The organism is Azospirillum largimobile (assembly GCF_977007025.2).
The window spans coordinates 198,224-213,084 of sequence record NZ_CDRMUA020000004.1 but is presented as its reverse complement, the minus strand read 5'-3'; the positions used below and the strand labels follow the sequence as shown (position 1 = coordinate 213,084).

Annotated in this window: 13 protein-coding genes and 1 pseudogene; 9 read left to right on the top strand and 5 right to left on the bottom strand. The window is 68.6% G+C overall.

Features of this window, described 5'->3' with window-relative positions:
- The 5 genes from ACWPKK_RS22485 (at position 1) to ACWPKK_RS22465 (ending at position 5,323) form a co-directional block, all read left to right on the top strand.
- Positions 1 to 831, top strand: coding sequence for a carbohydrate ABC transporter permease (locus tag ACWPKK_RS22485; RefSeq protein ID WP_452008667.1), 831 nt, complete (start codon positions 1 to 3; stop codon positions 829 to 831).
- Between the two features lie 13 nt (positions 832 to 844).
- The gene (locus tag ACWPKK_RS22480) at positions 845 to 1,873 is read left to right on the top strand and encodes an ABC transporter ATP-binding protein (protein WP_452008664.1); all 1,029 of its coding nucleotides are present in this window, start codon (positions 845 to 847) and stop codon (positions 1,871 to 1,873) included.
- A gap of 26 nt (positions 1,874 to 1,899) precedes the next feature.
- Positions 1,900 to 2,673, top strand: coding sequence for an L-iditol 2-dehydrogenase (locus ACWPKK_RS22475; RefSeq protein ID WP_452008661.1), 774 nt, complete (start codon positions 1,900 to 1,902; stop codon positions 2,671 to 2,673).
- 185 nt (positions 2,674 to 2,858) lie between these two features.
- Positions 2,859 to 4,334, top strand: coding sequence for a mannitol dehydrogenase family protein (locus tag ACWPKK_RS22470; protein WP_452008658.1), 1,476 nt, complete (start codon positions 2,859 to 2,861; stop codon positions 4,332 to 4,334).
- A gap of 14 nt (positions 4,335 to 4,348) precedes the next feature.
- Positions 4,349 to 5,323 (top strand): PfkB family carbohydrate kinase, encoded by a 975-nt coding sequence (locus tag ACWPKK_RS22465; RefSeq protein WP_452008655.1) that lies wholly within the window; start codon positions 4,349 to 4,351, stop codon positions 5,321 to 5,323.
- 240 nt (positions 5,324 to 5,563) lie between these two features.
- Here the strand turns inward: ACWPKK_RS22465 and ACWPKK_RS22460 are convergent.
- From ACWPKK_RS22460 to ACWPKK_RS22440, 5 genes and pseudogenes are all read right to left on the bottom strand, one after another.
- A pseudogene (locus ACWPKK_RS22460) lies at positions 5,564 to 6,381 on the bottom strand (IS6 family transposase).
- Positions 6,382 to 6,409: 28 nt separating this feature from the next.
- Positions 6,410 to 6,889 (bottom strand): hypothetical protein, encoded by a 480-nt coding sequence (locus ACWPKK_RS22455; RefSeq protein ID WP_452008652.1) that lies wholly within the window; start codon positions 6,887 to 6,889, stop codon positions 6,410 to 6,412.
- A gap of 158 nt (positions 6,890 to 7,047) precedes the next feature.
- The gene (locus tag ACWPKK_RS22450; RefSeq protein ID WP_452008649.1) at positions 7,048 to 8,256 is read right to left on the bottom strand and encodes a glutathionylspermidine synthase family protein; all 1,209 of its coding nucleotides are present in this window, start codon (positions 8,254 to 8,256) and stop codon (positions 7,048 to 7,050) included.
- A 4-nt stretch (positions 8,257 to 8,260) separates the two neighbouring features.
- On the bottom strand, positions 8,261 to 8,860 hold the full coding sequence (locus ACWPKK_RS22445; protein ID WP_452008647.1) for a DUF1190 domain-containing protein: 600 nt from the start codon (positions 8,858 to 8,860) through the stop codon (positions 8,261 to 8,263).
- 18 nt (positions 8,861 to 8,878) lie between these two features.
- Positions 8,879 to 9,292, bottom strand: a complete 414-nt coding sequence (locus ACWPKK_RS22440; protein ID WP_452008644.1) for a DUF350 domain-containing protein — start codon at positions 9,290 to 9,292, stop codon at positions 8,879 to 8,881.
- A 217-nt stretch (positions 9,293 to 9,509) separates the two neighbouring features.
- On the opposite strand from ACWPKK_RS22440, the gene ACWPKK_RS22435 reads away from it, so the two are divergent.
- The 4 genes from ACWPKK_RS22435 to ACWPKK_RS22420 are packed head-to-tail and all read left to right on the top strand — an operon-like array spanning position 9,510 to position 14,855.
- Positions 9,510 to 10,082, top strand: a complete 573-nt coding sequence (locus tag ACWPKK_RS22435; protein ID WP_452008641.1) for a TetR/AcrR family transcriptional regulator — start codon at positions 9,510 to 9,512, stop codon at positions 10,080 to 10,082.
- Entirely contained in the window at positions 10,079 to 13,492 is a 3,414-nt protein-coding gene (locus ACWPKK_RS22430) for an acyl-[ACP]--phospholipid O-acyltransferase (RefSeq protein ID WP_452008639.1), read from the top strand. The genes ACWPKK_RS22435 and ACWPKK_RS22430 overlap by 4 nt, the downstream gene beginning before the upstream one ends.
- The gene (locus tag ACWPKK_RS22425; RefSeq protein WP_452008636.1) at positions 13,492 to 14,184 is read left to right on the top strand and encodes a CDP-alcohol phosphatidyltransferase family protein; all 693 of its coding nucleotides are present in this window, start codon (positions 13,492 to 13,494) and stop codon (positions 14,182 to 14,184) included. Before ACWPKK_RS22430 ends, ACWPKK_RS22425 begins: the two co-directional genes overlap by 1 nt.
- Positions 14,181 to 14,855, top strand: a complete 675-nt coding sequence (locus ACWPKK_RS22420) for a lysophospholipid acyltransferase family protein (protein WP_452008633.1) — start codon at positions 14,181 to 14,183, stop codon at positions 14,853 to 14,855. The genes ACWPKK_RS22425 and ACWPKK_RS22420 overlap by 4 nt, the downstream gene beginning before the upstream one ends.
- Positions 14,856 to 14,861: the final 6 nt, after the last annotated feature.

Genomic DNA, 14,861 nt, shown 5'->3' with positions numbered 1-14,861 from the left:
ATGGCGCGCGCCGCAACCAACCGCCGCAAGCTGGTCGTGACCCTGATCGCCTGGACCGTCGGGATCGTGATCTTCTTCCCCATCCTGTGGACTGTCCTTACCAGCTTCAAGACGGAAGCGGAGGCGGTGGCAACCCCGCCCAGCTTCCTCGCCTTCGACTGGACGCTGGAGAACTACACCGAGGTCCGGCAACGGTCCGACTATTTCCTCCATTTCTGGAATTCGGTCGTCATCTCGGTCGGCTCGACGCTGCTCGGCCTGCTGGTCGCCGTTCCTGCCGCCTGGTCGATGGCCTTCGTTCCCGGCAAGCGCACCCGCGACGTGCTGATGTGGATGCTGTCGACCAAGATGCTGCCGCCGGTCGGCGTGCTGATCCCGATCTACCTGCTGTTCCGCGATTTCGGGCTGCTCGACAGCCGCATCGGACTGATCATCGTCCTGACGCTGATCAACCTGCCGATCATCGTCTGGATGCTGTTCACCTATTTCCGCGAAATCCCGGGCGAGATCCTGGAAGCCGCAAGGATGGACGGCGCCGGCCTGCGCGACGAGATCCTGTTCGTCCTGCTGCCGATGGCGGTGCCCGGCATCGCCTCCACCCTGCTGCTGAACATCATCCTGGCGTGGAACGAGGCGTTCTGGACGCTGAACCTGTCCGCCTCGCAATCGGCGCCGCTGACCGCCTTCATTGCCAGCTACTCCAGCCCCGAGGGGCTGTTCTACGCGAAACTGTCGGCCGCCTCGACCATGGCGGTCGCGCCGATCTTGGTTCTTGGCTGGTTCAGCCAGAAGCAGCTGGTGCGCGGCCTGACCTTCGGGGCCGTAAAGTAGGGGGGAACCCGCTATGGGTCAGATCACGCTCGACCGCGTCACCAAGAGCTTCGGCGACATCGCCGTCATCCCGCCGCTGGATCTCTCCATCGGCAATGGCGAGTTCGTGGTGTTCGTCGGCCCGTCCGGCTGCGGCAAGTCCACGCTGCTGCGCCTGATCGCCGGGCTGGAGGACGTGTCGTCCGGCACCATCCGCATCGACGGCAAGGATGCCACCGCCCTGCCCCCCGCCCAGCGCGGGCTGGCGATGGTGTTCCAGTCCTACGCGCTCTATCCGCACATGACCGTGCGCAACAACATCGCCTTCCCGCTGAAGATGGCCCGGCTGGACAAGGTCGCTATCGACCGCAAGGTGGAGGCCGCGGCAAAAGTGCTGAACCTCACTAACTATCTCGACCGCCGCCCCGGCCAGCTCTCCGGCGGCCAGCGCCAGCGCGTCGCCATCGGCCGCGCCATCGTGCGCGAGCCGACCGCCTTCCTTTTCGACGAGCCGCTGTCCAACCTCGACGCGGCACTTCGCGTCAACATGCGCCTGGAAATCTCCGAGCTGCACGCCAGCCTCGGCACCACCATGATCTATGTGACCCACGATCAGGTGGAGGCCATGACCATGGCCGACAAGATCGTGGTGCTGAACGCCGGCCGGATCGAGCAGGTGGGCTCCCCCATCGACCTCTACAGCCGTCCGCTCAACCGCTTCGTCGCCGGCTTCATCGGCTCCCCGCGCATGAACTTCGTCGAGGGGGAGGCCGCGCGCGGCGACGGCGCCGATTGCATCGGCATCCGCCCGGAACATCTGACGCTCTCGACCGAATCCGGCCGCTGGGCCGGCACCGTCACCGTGTCAGAACATCTGGGCTCCGACACCTTCGTCTATGTGCAGATGGAGGGCATCGGCACGCTGGTGGCGCGGGCCGGCGGCGAGTTCCCGGTCCATCACGGCGACCGCGTCTGGCTGACGCCGCAAACCGAAAAACTCCACCGCTTCGACGCCCAGGGCAATGCCCTGTCCTCCGTCGCCGCCGGTGCGAAAGTGGCATGAAAGGGTCCATTCCGATGATCAGCCCCGTGAAACGCCTCGATGGCAAATCGGCCATCGTCACCGGCGCCGCGCGCGGCATCGGCCGCGCCTTCGCCTCGGGCTATGTCGCGGAGGGCGCCACCGTCGCCATTGCCGACATCAACTTCGCGGCGGCGGAGAAGGCGGCGGCGGAGATCGGCCCCGGCGCCTATGCCGTGGCGCTCGACGTGACCAGCCAGTCGTCCATCGACGCCGCGGTCGCCACGGTGGTGGAGCGGGCCGGCGGCATCGACATCCTGATCAACAACGCCGCCCTGTTCGACCTCGCCCCCATCGTCGAGATCACCCGCGACAGCTACGACCGCCTGTTCTCGATCAACGTCGGCGGCACCCTGTTCACCTTGCAGGCGGTGGCGAAGCGGATGATCGCGCAGGGCCGCGGCGGCAAGATCATCAACATGGCCTCGCAGGCCGGGCGGCGCGGCGAATCCCTGGTCGCCGTCTATTGCGCCACCAAGGCGGCGGTCATCAGCCTGACCCAGTCGGCCGGCCTGGACCTGATCCGCCATGGCATCAACGTCAACGCCATCGCCCCCGGCGTGGTCGACGGCGAACATTGGGACGGCGTCGACGCCCTGTTCGCCAAGCATGAGGGACTCCGGCCCGGCGAGAAGAAGCGGATGGTCGGCGAAGCGGTCCCCTTCGGCCGCATGGGCCGGGCCGAGGATCTGACCGGCATGGCGATCTTCCTGGCGAGCCGGGAGGCCGACTACATCGTCGCCCAGACCTACAACGTCGACGGCGGCAATTGGATGAGTTGAGATTCTTCCCCCGGAAACCATCCCATCCCCCCGACGGGGAGAGGGTTAGGGTGAGGGGGACGCAGAGCGAGCATCTTCAAAAATTGAACACTCCTCGTACTCCTTCAGATCCACGCCATGCATCCCCGTCACCCCGCCCCTCTCCACGGGGGGGAGAGGGAGGATCCCCCCCGCAGGACACCACCATGACCATCGCCCTTTCCGCCGCCACCCTTCCGGACATCGCCGCGCGGGCGTCGGTGCCGGCCTATGACCGGTCCGCCCTGTCCGCCGGAATCCTGCATTTTGGCGTCGGCAACTTCCACCGTGCCCATCAGGCGGTCTATCTCGACAGCTTGTTTGCCCAGGCCCGCGACCATGACTGGGCGGTCCTCGGCGCCGGCGTGATGCCGTCCGACCAGCGCATGCGCGACGCGCTGGAGGGCCAGGACTGGCTGACCACCGTGGTCGAGCAGTCGGGTGCGCAGAGCCTCGCCCGCATCACCGGCGCCATGATCGGCATGCTGCCGGTCGGCGACGGCGACGCCATCGTCGCCAGGCTGACCGACCCCGCCATCCGCATCGTGTCGCTGACGGTGACGGAGGGCGGCTATTACATCGACGCCGCCGGCAGGTTCGACGCCGGCCATCCGGCGATCCGCGCCGACATCGCCGTGCCGTCCCGGCCGACCACAGTCTTCGGCCTGATCGTCGCCGGTCTAGCCCGCCGCCGCGCCGCCGGCACGGTGCCCTTCACCGTCATGTCCTGCGACAACATCCCCCACAACGGCGTCGTCACCCGCAATGCCGTGCTGGGCATCGCCAAGGAGATCGACGCCGATCTCGCCGCCTGGATCGAAGCCGAAGTCGCCTTCCCCAACAGCATGGTCGACCGCATCACGCCTGCCACCGGCGTGCAGGAGCGCGAGACGCTCGACCGCGATTTCGGCATCGCCGACAACTGGCCAGTCTTCTGCGAGGACTTCACCCAGTGGGTGCTGGAGGACCGCTTCTCCGCCGGCCGCCCGGCGCTGGAGGCGGTGGGCGTGCAGTTCGTCCCGGACGTGACGCCCTTCGAGACGATGAAGATCCGCATCCTGAACGGCGGCCATGCGGTGATCGCCTATCCGGCCGGGCTGCTCGGCATCACCTACGCGCACGAGGCGATGGAGACTCCGCTGATCCGTGCCTTCCTGCGGAAGGTAGAGCGGGAGGAGATCATCCCCACCGTGCCGCCGGTGCCGGGCACCGACCTGCAATCCTATTTCGGCATCATCGAGCGCCGCTTCGTCAACCCCAAGATCAAGGACACCATCCGCCGGCTCTGCTTGGACGGCTCCAACCGCCAGCCGAAATTCATCGTGCCGTCCATCGCCGACCGCCTGAAGGCCGGCGTCGGCATCGAAGGTCTGGCTCTGGAATCGGCGCTGTGGTGCCGCTACTGCTTCGGCACCACCGACGACGGCCAGCCGATCGAGCCGAACGACCCCAACTGGGACCGCCTGACCCAAGTCGCCAGGGATGCCCGCGACGAGCCGACCGCATGGCTCAACCAGGACGACATCTACGGCGAGGTCGGCCAGGCGCAGCCCTTCCGCGACGCCTTCGCGACCGCCCTGCGCGCCCTGTGGACGGACGGCACCAGCGCCGTGCTCGCCCGCTATGCCGGCGGAACCAACTGAAGGACATGCCCGCCATGACCGATGCCCCACCCCCGGCATTGCACCCCCCCGACGTCCTGTGCCTGGGAGAGGTGCTGATCGACTTCATGCCCGCCGGCCCGGCGCAGCCCGGGGTGATCGGCGCCTTCGACCCGGCGCCGGGCGGCGCGCCGGCCAATGTCGCGGTCGGTCTGGCCCGGCTGGGGGTGCGCAGCGCCTTCATGGGCCGGACGGCGGCGGACGGTTTCGGCCGTTTCCTGGCACGCGCGCTGAGCGATGCCGGCGTCGACGTGTCCGGCCTGCGCCTCGTCCCCGATGCCAGGACCCCCGTCGCCTTCGTCTCCCTCGACGAGGAGGGGGAGCGGGAGTTCCTGTTCTATGGCGAGCCGATGGCCGGCTTGTCCCCCGCCGACCTCGACCTCGGCGCCGTCGCGGCGGCCCGCCTCCTCCATTCCGGCTCCATCGGCCTGATCGACCCGGCGGCGCGCGAAGCGAGCCTGCTGGCGGTGGAGACGGCGCGCCGCAACAGCCGGCTGGTGTCCTTCGACGCCAACCTGCGCCTCGCCCTCTGGCCCGACCGCGACACGGCGGAAGGGCTGATCCGCCGGGGCATCGCCGCCGCCTCCATCGTCAAGCTCAGCGACGAGGAATTGGAATTCCTGACCGGCGGCACCGACCCGGATTCCGCCGGCCGCAGCCTGTGGCATGACGAGCTGCGCCTGCTGGTGGTGACGCATGGCCGCAACGGCTGCACCTTCCTGACCGCCGATGCGTCCGGCCATGTGCCGGGGATGGCCGTCACCACGGTCGACACCACCGGCGCCGGCGATGCCTTCGTCGCCGCCCTGCTGGCCGGCATTCTCGATGACGTTAACACCGCCTTCGCGCCGGACCGGCTGCACGGACTCTGCCGCTTCGCCAACGCCGCCGGCGCGCTGACCACCACCGCCCCCGGCGCCATCCCCTCCCTGCCCGGCCGCGCCGCGGTCAACCGCCTGCTGGGCCGCTGAGGCAAGGCGGATTCCGCAAAGGCAGAGCGTCCCGCGTCGACGTCACCCGCGGGACGCGGGGCGGAAGGCGCCCTTCCCACGACCATCGAACAGGTGCTTCTGCGCGTTCCGGATATGCCTGCGCATCACCTGTCTGGCCGTTCCGGCGCCACGGCTGCGGATCGCCTCCAGGATGGTTCTGTCAGCTCTCGCGCCAGGACTGGCGATTCGGCGCGGAGCAGCCGGCTACCGCACGGTTGGTTAGGCGACGGCGAGCCTGTCGCGCAGAGCAGCGACTCTCTGGACATGGACCGCTCGTCGGCGGGCGGCTGGAATGTGCTGGTTGCGCCGGGTCGCTGGGCGCAAGAAGTTACGCACCTCATCGTGAGCCCGACAGAAGCGGGCCGCACCGAGTGGGGACTTGAAGCCGACATCAGCCGGGTGCGACCTTTGACCCCACGATGGTCCTGTTCCAGATGATTATTCTTGAACTTTGACGTGCGGTGTTCGACGTCGTCTCCGAATACCTCTTCCGGGGCCGGAGGGTAGCCGGCATGCTTGTCCGTCGTGATGGTCCCCGGGACGATGCCTGTCACCTCCACGGCGGAGCGGAAGAAGGCCTCGGCGGCGGCTTGGTTGCGGGTGGCGCTGAGATAGACGTCGATCAGGTTGCCGTCGCTGTCGATGGCACGGTACAGGTACTGCCACTGACCGGCGACCTTGAGGTACGTCTCGTCCACGTACCAACTCCGGCCAATTTTTCCCCGACGGCGCTGGCGCAGCGTCTCGGGGAGCCGCGGCGCCAACGTGGCTTCCCAGTCGCGCACCGCCTCATGGGAGAAGACCAAGCCGCGCAAGAGCAGGATCTCGGCGAGATCGCGCAGGCTGAGCTTGAGCCGAAGCCGCCACAGTAAGATCAAGAGGACCACGTCCGTGGGCAGCTGCAGCCGGTTCAGCACCGAGCCGGTGCGCTCGTTGAAGCCGCGCCGGCATTTGCGGCAACGGAAGCGGCGATAGCCATGCGCCGTTCGGTCCGAACGCTCAGAGATTGCGGTCGACTGGCAGTGCGGGCAGCGCATTCCTCACCTCCAGAGTGGAGGTGATCCTCTACGTCAGCCCCACGGTTACGAGCAAGATGGCGCGAGAGCTGACGGAACCGTCCACGCCCCGCGCGAAGCAACTCGGGGCCGAGGGGCAGGTCCGGCTGTCGATCACCACCGTGCTCGGTTCAGCCGTGTCGCCGCAGGCCAGCCGCCACGTGCGGCGCAACCAGTCGAGAAGGCGGCGCCACAACCCGAGCTGGGTCCAACGGGCAAACAGAGTGTATAGCGTGCCGAACGGGATGCCGGAGAACTGGCCGATGGCGCGCCATTGCATGCCACAGAAGCACACGCACCAGATGGCCATAATCGCCTTGCGCAGCGCGGTTCCGGTGAGAGACGCTTTGGGTCCAGGGCGAGTTGAACGTGTGCCGTCGGTCGCCATCGCCGTCAGTTCGACCAGCACCTCCTCGACAAAGGCATCGAGGTCCGAGAAGGCGTCCCAGGACGCCGGCGTAGTGCTTGCGGGACGAACGGCAATGCCCATAGAATGCTGGCCTGATGGCTGTTGGTGACGGCCAAAGCCCTACCAGACCGCGCCTCCAGCGCAACACCTCTCTTCAGCTTAAAGTAGCATGCCGGTCAGCGCCGACTGGGACATACCCGCTACGAACATACTCTCAGACCTCGTAACCGGTTGCGTCATCAGGCAGACGCGATCAGATGCGGGACGAAGCGGCTGGTGTTGCCGGTGATGAGCGCGCGGTCCTCGCGAATCCCTAGGCCGCAGGCCTTGTCGCCGACCATCCAAACGCCGAAGACGGCGTGGTTGCCGTCTGCCTCCGCCAGCGCGGTGTAAGCCTGATAGACCCAGCCCTCGTCGACATAAGGCCCCCCGGTCTGGGCGATGGCCAGCCCGACTGGGAAGCCGGCGGCGTCGAGGGTGGCGATGCTGACGTTGCTTCCCTCGCGGCCGAGCAGCGGCTTCGCCACCACCGTGCTGCCGGCCGGAAAGCCGGTGCGGTCGAGTGCCGTCGGCAGCAGATTGGGATGGCCGGGATTCAGCTCCCACAGCAGGGCGAACAGGCCCTTAGACGCCATCACCATCTTCCAGGCCGGCTCGATCATTCGGATCCGCCCCTTCGCGGCGGCGGTCACCAGTTCGCGGCCGGTCTCCTCGCGAATCATCCAATCCCAGGGATACAGCTTCATCAGGTGCCGGATCGGCAGGCCGGCATCGTCCAGGAAACATCCGGAGGCGTCGTCGTAGCGGATCGCCTGGATCGGCATCGCCTTGGTCGTCATGCCCGCTCGCAGGGCCAGGGTCTGGAGATAGGCGATGGTCGCCTCGTCCTCCGGGTGCGGCATCAGACAGGCGAAATGAACGGCTTCGGCCTGTAACGCCAGAGCGGGGAAGGCCCCCATCCGCATCTGCCAGCGCTCGACCAGAGCCTCTTCCAGGCTGTTGAACTGGTCGGCCTCCGGATGTGTGTCCTGAAGCCAGCACCATTGGGCGACGGCAGTCTCGTAGAGCGAGGTCGGCGTTTCCGCGTTCAGCTCCAGCGCCTTCGGCGGCCCGCCCTTGCCGTCCCAGGCGAAGTCGAAGCGGGCGTAGAGCGCCATGTCCCGCTCACCGCGCTCGGCCCAACTCGCCTCGATGGCCGGAGCCGCCCAGCGGGGGAGGCCGACCGTCTCGTACAGGCCTCGCGTCACGACATGGCCGACCGCCTGCTCGCACAGGCTGTAGACCTCCTCGGCCGCGGCCTCCAGCGTCTCGACCTCGGCGAGGGAGAAGTGCCAATGGGCGCTTTCGTCCCAATAGGCCGTGCCGTCGGCATCGGTATGGAACGGAAAGCCGATCTCGTCGAGCTTGGCCTGCCACTGCGGGCGGGGAGCCGTCCGGACGCGCTCCATGGCTTCAGCTCCCCGAAAAGCCGCGCGAGGAACCGGTCGAGCCGAACCCGGCACTGCGTCCGGTCGTGGTTACCGTGAAGGACTTGCCCGCGTTGGCCGAGCCCGGCCGGTAGTAGGAGCCGGAGCTTGAGGCCGCGCCTCCGCTGCCCTGTCGGATCTCGTCCCGCCGTTGCGGAGGCAGCGGCGTCGTTGCGATCCGGGTGTTGCCGCTGCGGGCGTAGCCCTGGCGGTCGAAATAGACCGGCTGGGCGTAACCGCCTGTCAGGCTGCGGCCGATCATGAAGCCGACCAATGCCGGAACGAAGACGTTGCCCATGCCGGTTCCCCCGCTTTGGCTCGCCCCGCCTTCATTCGCTGGGGTGCAGGCACCGTCCCCCATCTCCGCCTCGCAGGCCTCCCGGCTGGCGAAGCGGGGGGCACCCGCCTGATGCTCATTGCGCGCGGCGGCGAAGGCCGCCGCACAGTCGTTCGCCGGCATCTCGGCCGTGCAGGCTTCGACGGAAGGATAGACGGTCGCCTCGCTGGGGCCATCCTCGCCGCAAGCGACCAGGATCGGGCTGATTCCGCCCAGCAGCAGGGCCGCTACGGTGTGCGAGCGCTTCATTGGAAAGCCCTCCTTCCATCAATAAGTCAGCGAGCCATAGTTCAACAGCCCGACCGCGATCGACAGGCTGGCGAGCAGGATGCCGTAAGCGGTTCGGTCGGCTTCGACACCGGCACGGAAATCCGGCAACAGCACGCGCGATCCGATGACGTAGGCCAGGAGCTGCGACACCAGCGCGATCACTCCCCAGACCGCGAGATCGATGATGCTGGTGGTGTGGGAAGCGACACTCATCAACGGCAAGGCGAAACCGATCATGGCGCCGCCCAGGGTGAGCGCCGCGGTCGTGTTCCCCTGACGGACAAGAGCCAGATCGCGATAAGGGGTGACGGCGGTGTAGGCCAGGATGAACAGCAACAGGAATCCCAGCATCACCACTGCGAATAGCAAATATGACGGAAGAGTTGTCAGAGATTGAAAAATCGGCGTCATGCCTTCATCCGAAGCTGCATCATCACCCCTCAGCGTTGCATCGTTTGTAGGCGTCCGACAAGGCCGGATCGAGATGGCAGGGGGCAAACCAAGCCGGATCAAAAGTGGTAAGCTTTTGCGCAGAGATGCGAGGGCAGCGACCCATCCTTTTTTGCTGTTGCACCGGGAATATGGCCTCGTCACCTTGTGAGTGAACATTCATTCACACAGAGGCACCATGTCCACCGATGTTCGCCACAAGGTCCGCGATGCCGCCATCGCGCTGTTCGCCCAGAAGGGGGTGAAGGCGACGACGGTCCGCGACATCGCCCGCTCCGCCGGGGTGTCGGAGGGGGCGCTCTACCGCCACTGGCCGAGCAAGGAGGAACTTGCGGCCGATCTGTTCGCGGCGGAATACACGGCCATGTCGCAGAGCCTGCGCGATGCGGCCGGCCAGGGCACCGCGCCGGAGCGGCTGCGGCGAATCATCCACCACGCCTTCCATCTGGCCGAGGCGGCTCCCGACCGCACCCGCTTCCTTCTGCTGTCACAGCATGAATCGCTGCCCCTGGTTCCAAGCGGCCAGGAGACGCCGGTCGACGTGATCTGCGGTATCGTCGCCGACGGGATCGCCGAGGGCAGCATCGTGCCGGCCGACCGGGACGCGCTGTCCCACATCGTCATCGGCGCCATCGTCCTAAACGTGCAGTCGCAGGTCTACGGCCGGCAGACGGCGCCGCTCTCCAGCCTCGCCGGGACCATCGCCGACGCGATCCTCAGCGGGATCTCCACAACCGGAGCAGCCCGATGAGCGCCTCCGCCCTTCTCGCCTCGCGGCGCTTCCTGCCGCTGTTCCTCGCACAGTTCCTCGGCGCCTTCGGAGACAACGTCCTGCGCGGCGCTATCGCGGTGCTGGCGGTGTATGGCGTCTCCGGCGCCGGCGCGCTCAGCGGTGCGATGATCTCGACGCTGGCGGCGGGCGCCTTCACTCTGCCCTTCCTGCTGCTTTCGGCCACGGCCGGCCAGCTGGCCGACCGCTACGACCGCACGGTGATCGCCCGTGCCGTCAAGCTGGCGGAGATCGGTCTCATGGCCGTGGCCTCCTGGGGCATCGTCGCCGCCGACCTGCCCGTCCTGATCATCGCGCTAGTCGGCATGGGCGCCCATTCAACGCTGTTCGGACCGGTCAAATACGGCCTGCTGCCCGACCTGCTTGCCCCGTCCGAGCTGACCGCCGCCAACGGTCTGGTCGAGGCCGGGACCTTCGTCGCCATCCTGCTGGGGACCATCGCCGGGGGTTCGCTCGCCCTGCTCCACCCCTGGGCGGTGCCGGGGCTGCTCGGCGCCTCTGCGGTGCTGGGTCTGGCCGCGTCGCTGTTCATCCCGCGCGCCGGCAACGCAGACCCGGCGGTGCGCGTCGGGCTGAATCCGCTGTCGGTGACGATGCGGGTGCTGCGCTCGGTCGCCGGCGACAGGCCATCGATGCGGGCAATCCACGGCATTTCAGTGTTCTGGGGCGTCGGCGCGGTGGTGATGGCGCAGTTCCCCTCGATCGCCCGCGAGACGCTGGGAACCGACAGCGGCGGCGCCACCCTGCTGCTGGCGGTGTTCGCCATCGGCGTGGCCGTCGGCTCGGTGCTCGCCGGGCTCAGCCGCCGCACACCGTCAACCGCCGACGCCGGCCGCGCCGCCCTGGCCGGTCTGGTCGCCGCGCTGGCGGGCGCCCTCCTGCCCCTGCTGACGCCGGCCGCCCCCGCGGCGGAGCCGCTGTCGGCGCTGGCGCTGCTGGCCCAACCTTGGGCGCTGCCGCTGCTGGCCGACCTCTTCGTCATCGCCGCGGCCGGCGGAGCCTTCGCCGTTCCCCTCTATGCCCTGATCCAGCACCGGGCGGCGGCTGGGTCACGCGCCCGCGTCATCGCCGCCGCCTATGTGGTCAATGCGCTCTACATGGTGGCCGGCTCGGCCGTCGCCGCCGCGATGCTGGCGCTGGGCTCCTCCCCGCTGGCGGTCGCCTCCTTGGGCGGTGCGAGCATGCTGGCCGCCATGGTGATGGCGCTCGCCGTCGATGCGCAGGCGCTGATGCGCGCCGTCCTGCGCGGCCTGTTCCGGTTGTGCTTCCGCGTCGAGCTGCGCGGGGCGGAGCATCTGGCCGGGCTCGACGGTGCCGCCGTGGTGACGCCGAACCACCAGTCCTTCCTCGATGGGGCGCTGCTCGCTGCCTTCCTGCCGGGCATGCGCTTCGCGGTCGACACCCACATTGCCAAGCACCCCCTGGTCAAGCCGTTCCTGGCGATCGCCGACCATGTCACCATAGACCCGACCAACCCGCTGGGCACCCGCGTCCTCGCCCGTGCACTCGCCGACGGCGACAAGGTCTGCGTCTTCCCGGAGGGGAGGATCACCGTCACCGGGTCGCTGATGAAGATCAACGGCGGCCCCGGCATGCTGGCCGACAAGGCGCGCTGCCCGGTGGTGCCGGTCTCCATCGAGGGCGCCCAGCGTTCGGTCCTGTCGCGCATGCATGGCCGGCTGCGGCTCGGCCTGTTCCCGCGCATCACCATCACCGTGCTGCCGCCGGTGTCGACCCCCGACGTCGTCGGTCTGGTCGGCAAGAAGCGGCGCGCCGCCCTGAAGTCCTGGCTGTCGCGGGTGATGACGGAGAGCGTCTTCGCCGCGCGCCCGCGACCCGAGACGCTGATGCTGGCCCTGCTCGACGCCCGGGCCAAGACCGGCGCGCGGGAGGATGCCGTCCAGGACGGCGACTTCTCCACCCTGTCCTACCGCGCGCTTGCGGCCCGCGCCCTGGTGCTCGGCCGCATCCTGACCAAGGACACGGCGGCGGACGAGCCGGTGGGCGTGCTGCTGCCGACGGCATCGCCGACCGCGGCGGTGTTCTTTGGCCTCGCCGCCCATGGCCGGCCGGCGGCCATGCTGAACTTCACCGCCGGCCCGGAGGCGGTGAAGGCCGCCTGCCGCGCCGCCGGGGTGCGCCGGATCGTCACCTCCGCCCAGTTCATCGAGAAGGCCCGTCTCGGCGCCCTGGTCGAGGCGTTGGCCGTGGACCACGCCATCATCCATCTGGAAGACGTCAAGCGCGGGCTGCGGCTGGGCGACAAGCTGTGCGCCCTGGCGGCGCTGGTGGCGCCGGAGCGCCTGCTGCCGCCGCAGGGAAGCGGCGACGACATCGCCGCCATCCTCTTCACCTCCGGGTCGGAGGGGCCGCCGAAGGGCGTGGCGCTCAGCCACGGCAATCTGCTCGCCAACATGGCGCAGGTGGCGTCGGTGGTAGATTTCAACCGGCAGGACGTGGTGTTCAACTGCCTGCCCACCTTCCACTCCTTCGGCCTGACCGGCGGCATGCTGCTGCCGATCCTGAACGGCGTGAAGACGGTGCTCTACCCCAACCCGCGCCATGTCCGCCTGATCCCGGAACTGGTCTACCAGACCAACGCCACGGTCCTGTTCGGCACCGATTTCTTCCTGAACGCCTGGGCGCGGTCCGCCGACCCGTACGACTACCGCTCCTTGCGCCTCGTCTTCGCCGGGGCCGAGCGGCTGCAGGACGAGACGCGGCGCGTCTACACCGAACGGCTGCGCGTCCATCTGCTGGAGGGCTACGGCACCACCGAAACCGCACCGGTGATCGCCGTCAACACCCCGGCCCGCTTCCGTTCCGGCAGCGTCGGACAGGCCTTGCCCGGCATCGAGACCGAACTGGTGCCGGTGCCGGGCGTCGATGGCGGCGGACGGCTGCGCGTGCGCGGGCCGAACGTGATGAAGGGCTATCTGCACGCCGACCGCCCCGGCGTGATCCAGCCGCCGGCCGACGGTTGGCACGACACCGGCGACATCGTCGAGATTGATGCCGACGGATTCATCCGCATCGTCGGCCGGGTCAAGCGCTTCGCCAAGGTTGCCGGCGAGATGATCCCGCTCGGCCTCGTGGAGGAGGTGGCGAGCCTCGCCGATCCGGATGCCGCCCATGCCGCCGTCACCCTGACCGACGCCAGGCGCGGCGAGCGGATCGTGCTGGTGACGACCAGCGCCATGCTGTCCCGGGATGCTCTGGTCGCGGCGGCGCGGACCCGGGGAGCGCCCGAGATCGCCATCCCGCGCGACATCCTGCACATCGACGCCGTCCCGCTGCTGGGCACCGGCAAGACCGACTATCCGGCCGTGACCCAGTTCGCCGCCGAAGCCATCGCCAAGGAGCCCGTGTGATGGAGACCAACACCACCACGAATACCAATCCCGCCGGGGACCGGCGCCCGATCGCGACCCGCTCCGCCCGCTGGGCGCAGAGGCTGGCGGCGTGGCTGACCACGACACCGGTGACACCCAACCAGATCTCGCTGCTGTCTGCGGTGTGGGCCGGGAGCGGCGGCGCGCTGTTGCTGCATAGCGGCGTCCTGGCCTGGATCGGCGCCGCGTTCTGCGTCCAGCTGCGCCTGCTGTGCAACCTGCTGGACGGCATGGTCGCGGTGGAGGGCGGCAAAGGATCGGCGGTCGGTGCGCTCTACAACGAGATCCCCGACCGCGTCGCCGACACCGCCTTTCTAGTGCCGCTGGGCTACGCCGCCGGCCTGCCCTGGCTCGGCTGGGCGGCGGCGCTGGCCGCCATGATGACCGCCTATGTCCGCACCTTCGGCGGCGCCCTGGGGCTGGCGCAGGATTTCGGCGGCGTGATGGCCAAGCAGCGACGGATGGCCGCCCTCACCGTCGCCCTGCTCGCCCAGGCGGTCGAGCATGCGCTGTGGGGGACGAGGGTCAGCCTGCTGGCGGCGGCCTGGATCATCATGGGCGGCAGCCTGCTCACCGTCGCGACGCGCACGCTCGGCATCGCCCGCCGCCTGAAAGCACAGCATCTGAACGCCCAACATCTGGAAGCTTGTCATCCGGAGGCCCGGTCATGATCCCTCTTCTCCAACCGGCGCTCCGCCACGGCCTGCTGGGATTGACCCGCCTGCTGGTCGGCGCCCACGCGAGCTGGGAAGGCAGTGCGCCTACGGACGCTCCGCGCATCTATTTCGCCAACCACACCAGCCATCTCGACACGCTCGCCGTCATGGCGGCATTGCCGGAAAGATTGCGGGCGCGCACGCATCCGGTGGCGGCGCTCGACTATTGGGGCGGCTCGGCCCTGCGTCGTGCGGTGGCGGTGGGCTGCCTGAATGCATTGCTGGTCGACCGCACCGGAAAGGCGACTGCGGAGGTGATGGACGCCATGGCGGCGGTGCTCGAAAGCGGACAGTCGCTGATCCTCTTCCCCGAGGGTACGCGCGGCGACGGCACCGTGGCTCCGTTCAAGAGCGGCCTCTACCATCTCTCCCAACGAGTGCCGGCCGCCGAACTGGTGCCCGTCTTCATCGGGAATCTGCACCGCGTGATGCCGAAGGGCATGCCGCTGCTGGTGCCGCTGATCTGCACCATGCGCTTCGGCCTGCCGCTGGAGCGTGTCGCGGGGGAGGATAAGGCGGAATTCCTGAAGCGGGCGCGCGAGGCGCTGGTGTCGCTGTCCCAGCCCAAACCGCAGCCCGACCCCCGTTCCAAGTCATCGCCTTCCGGCCAGGGGACCGTCCAATGAGCAGCG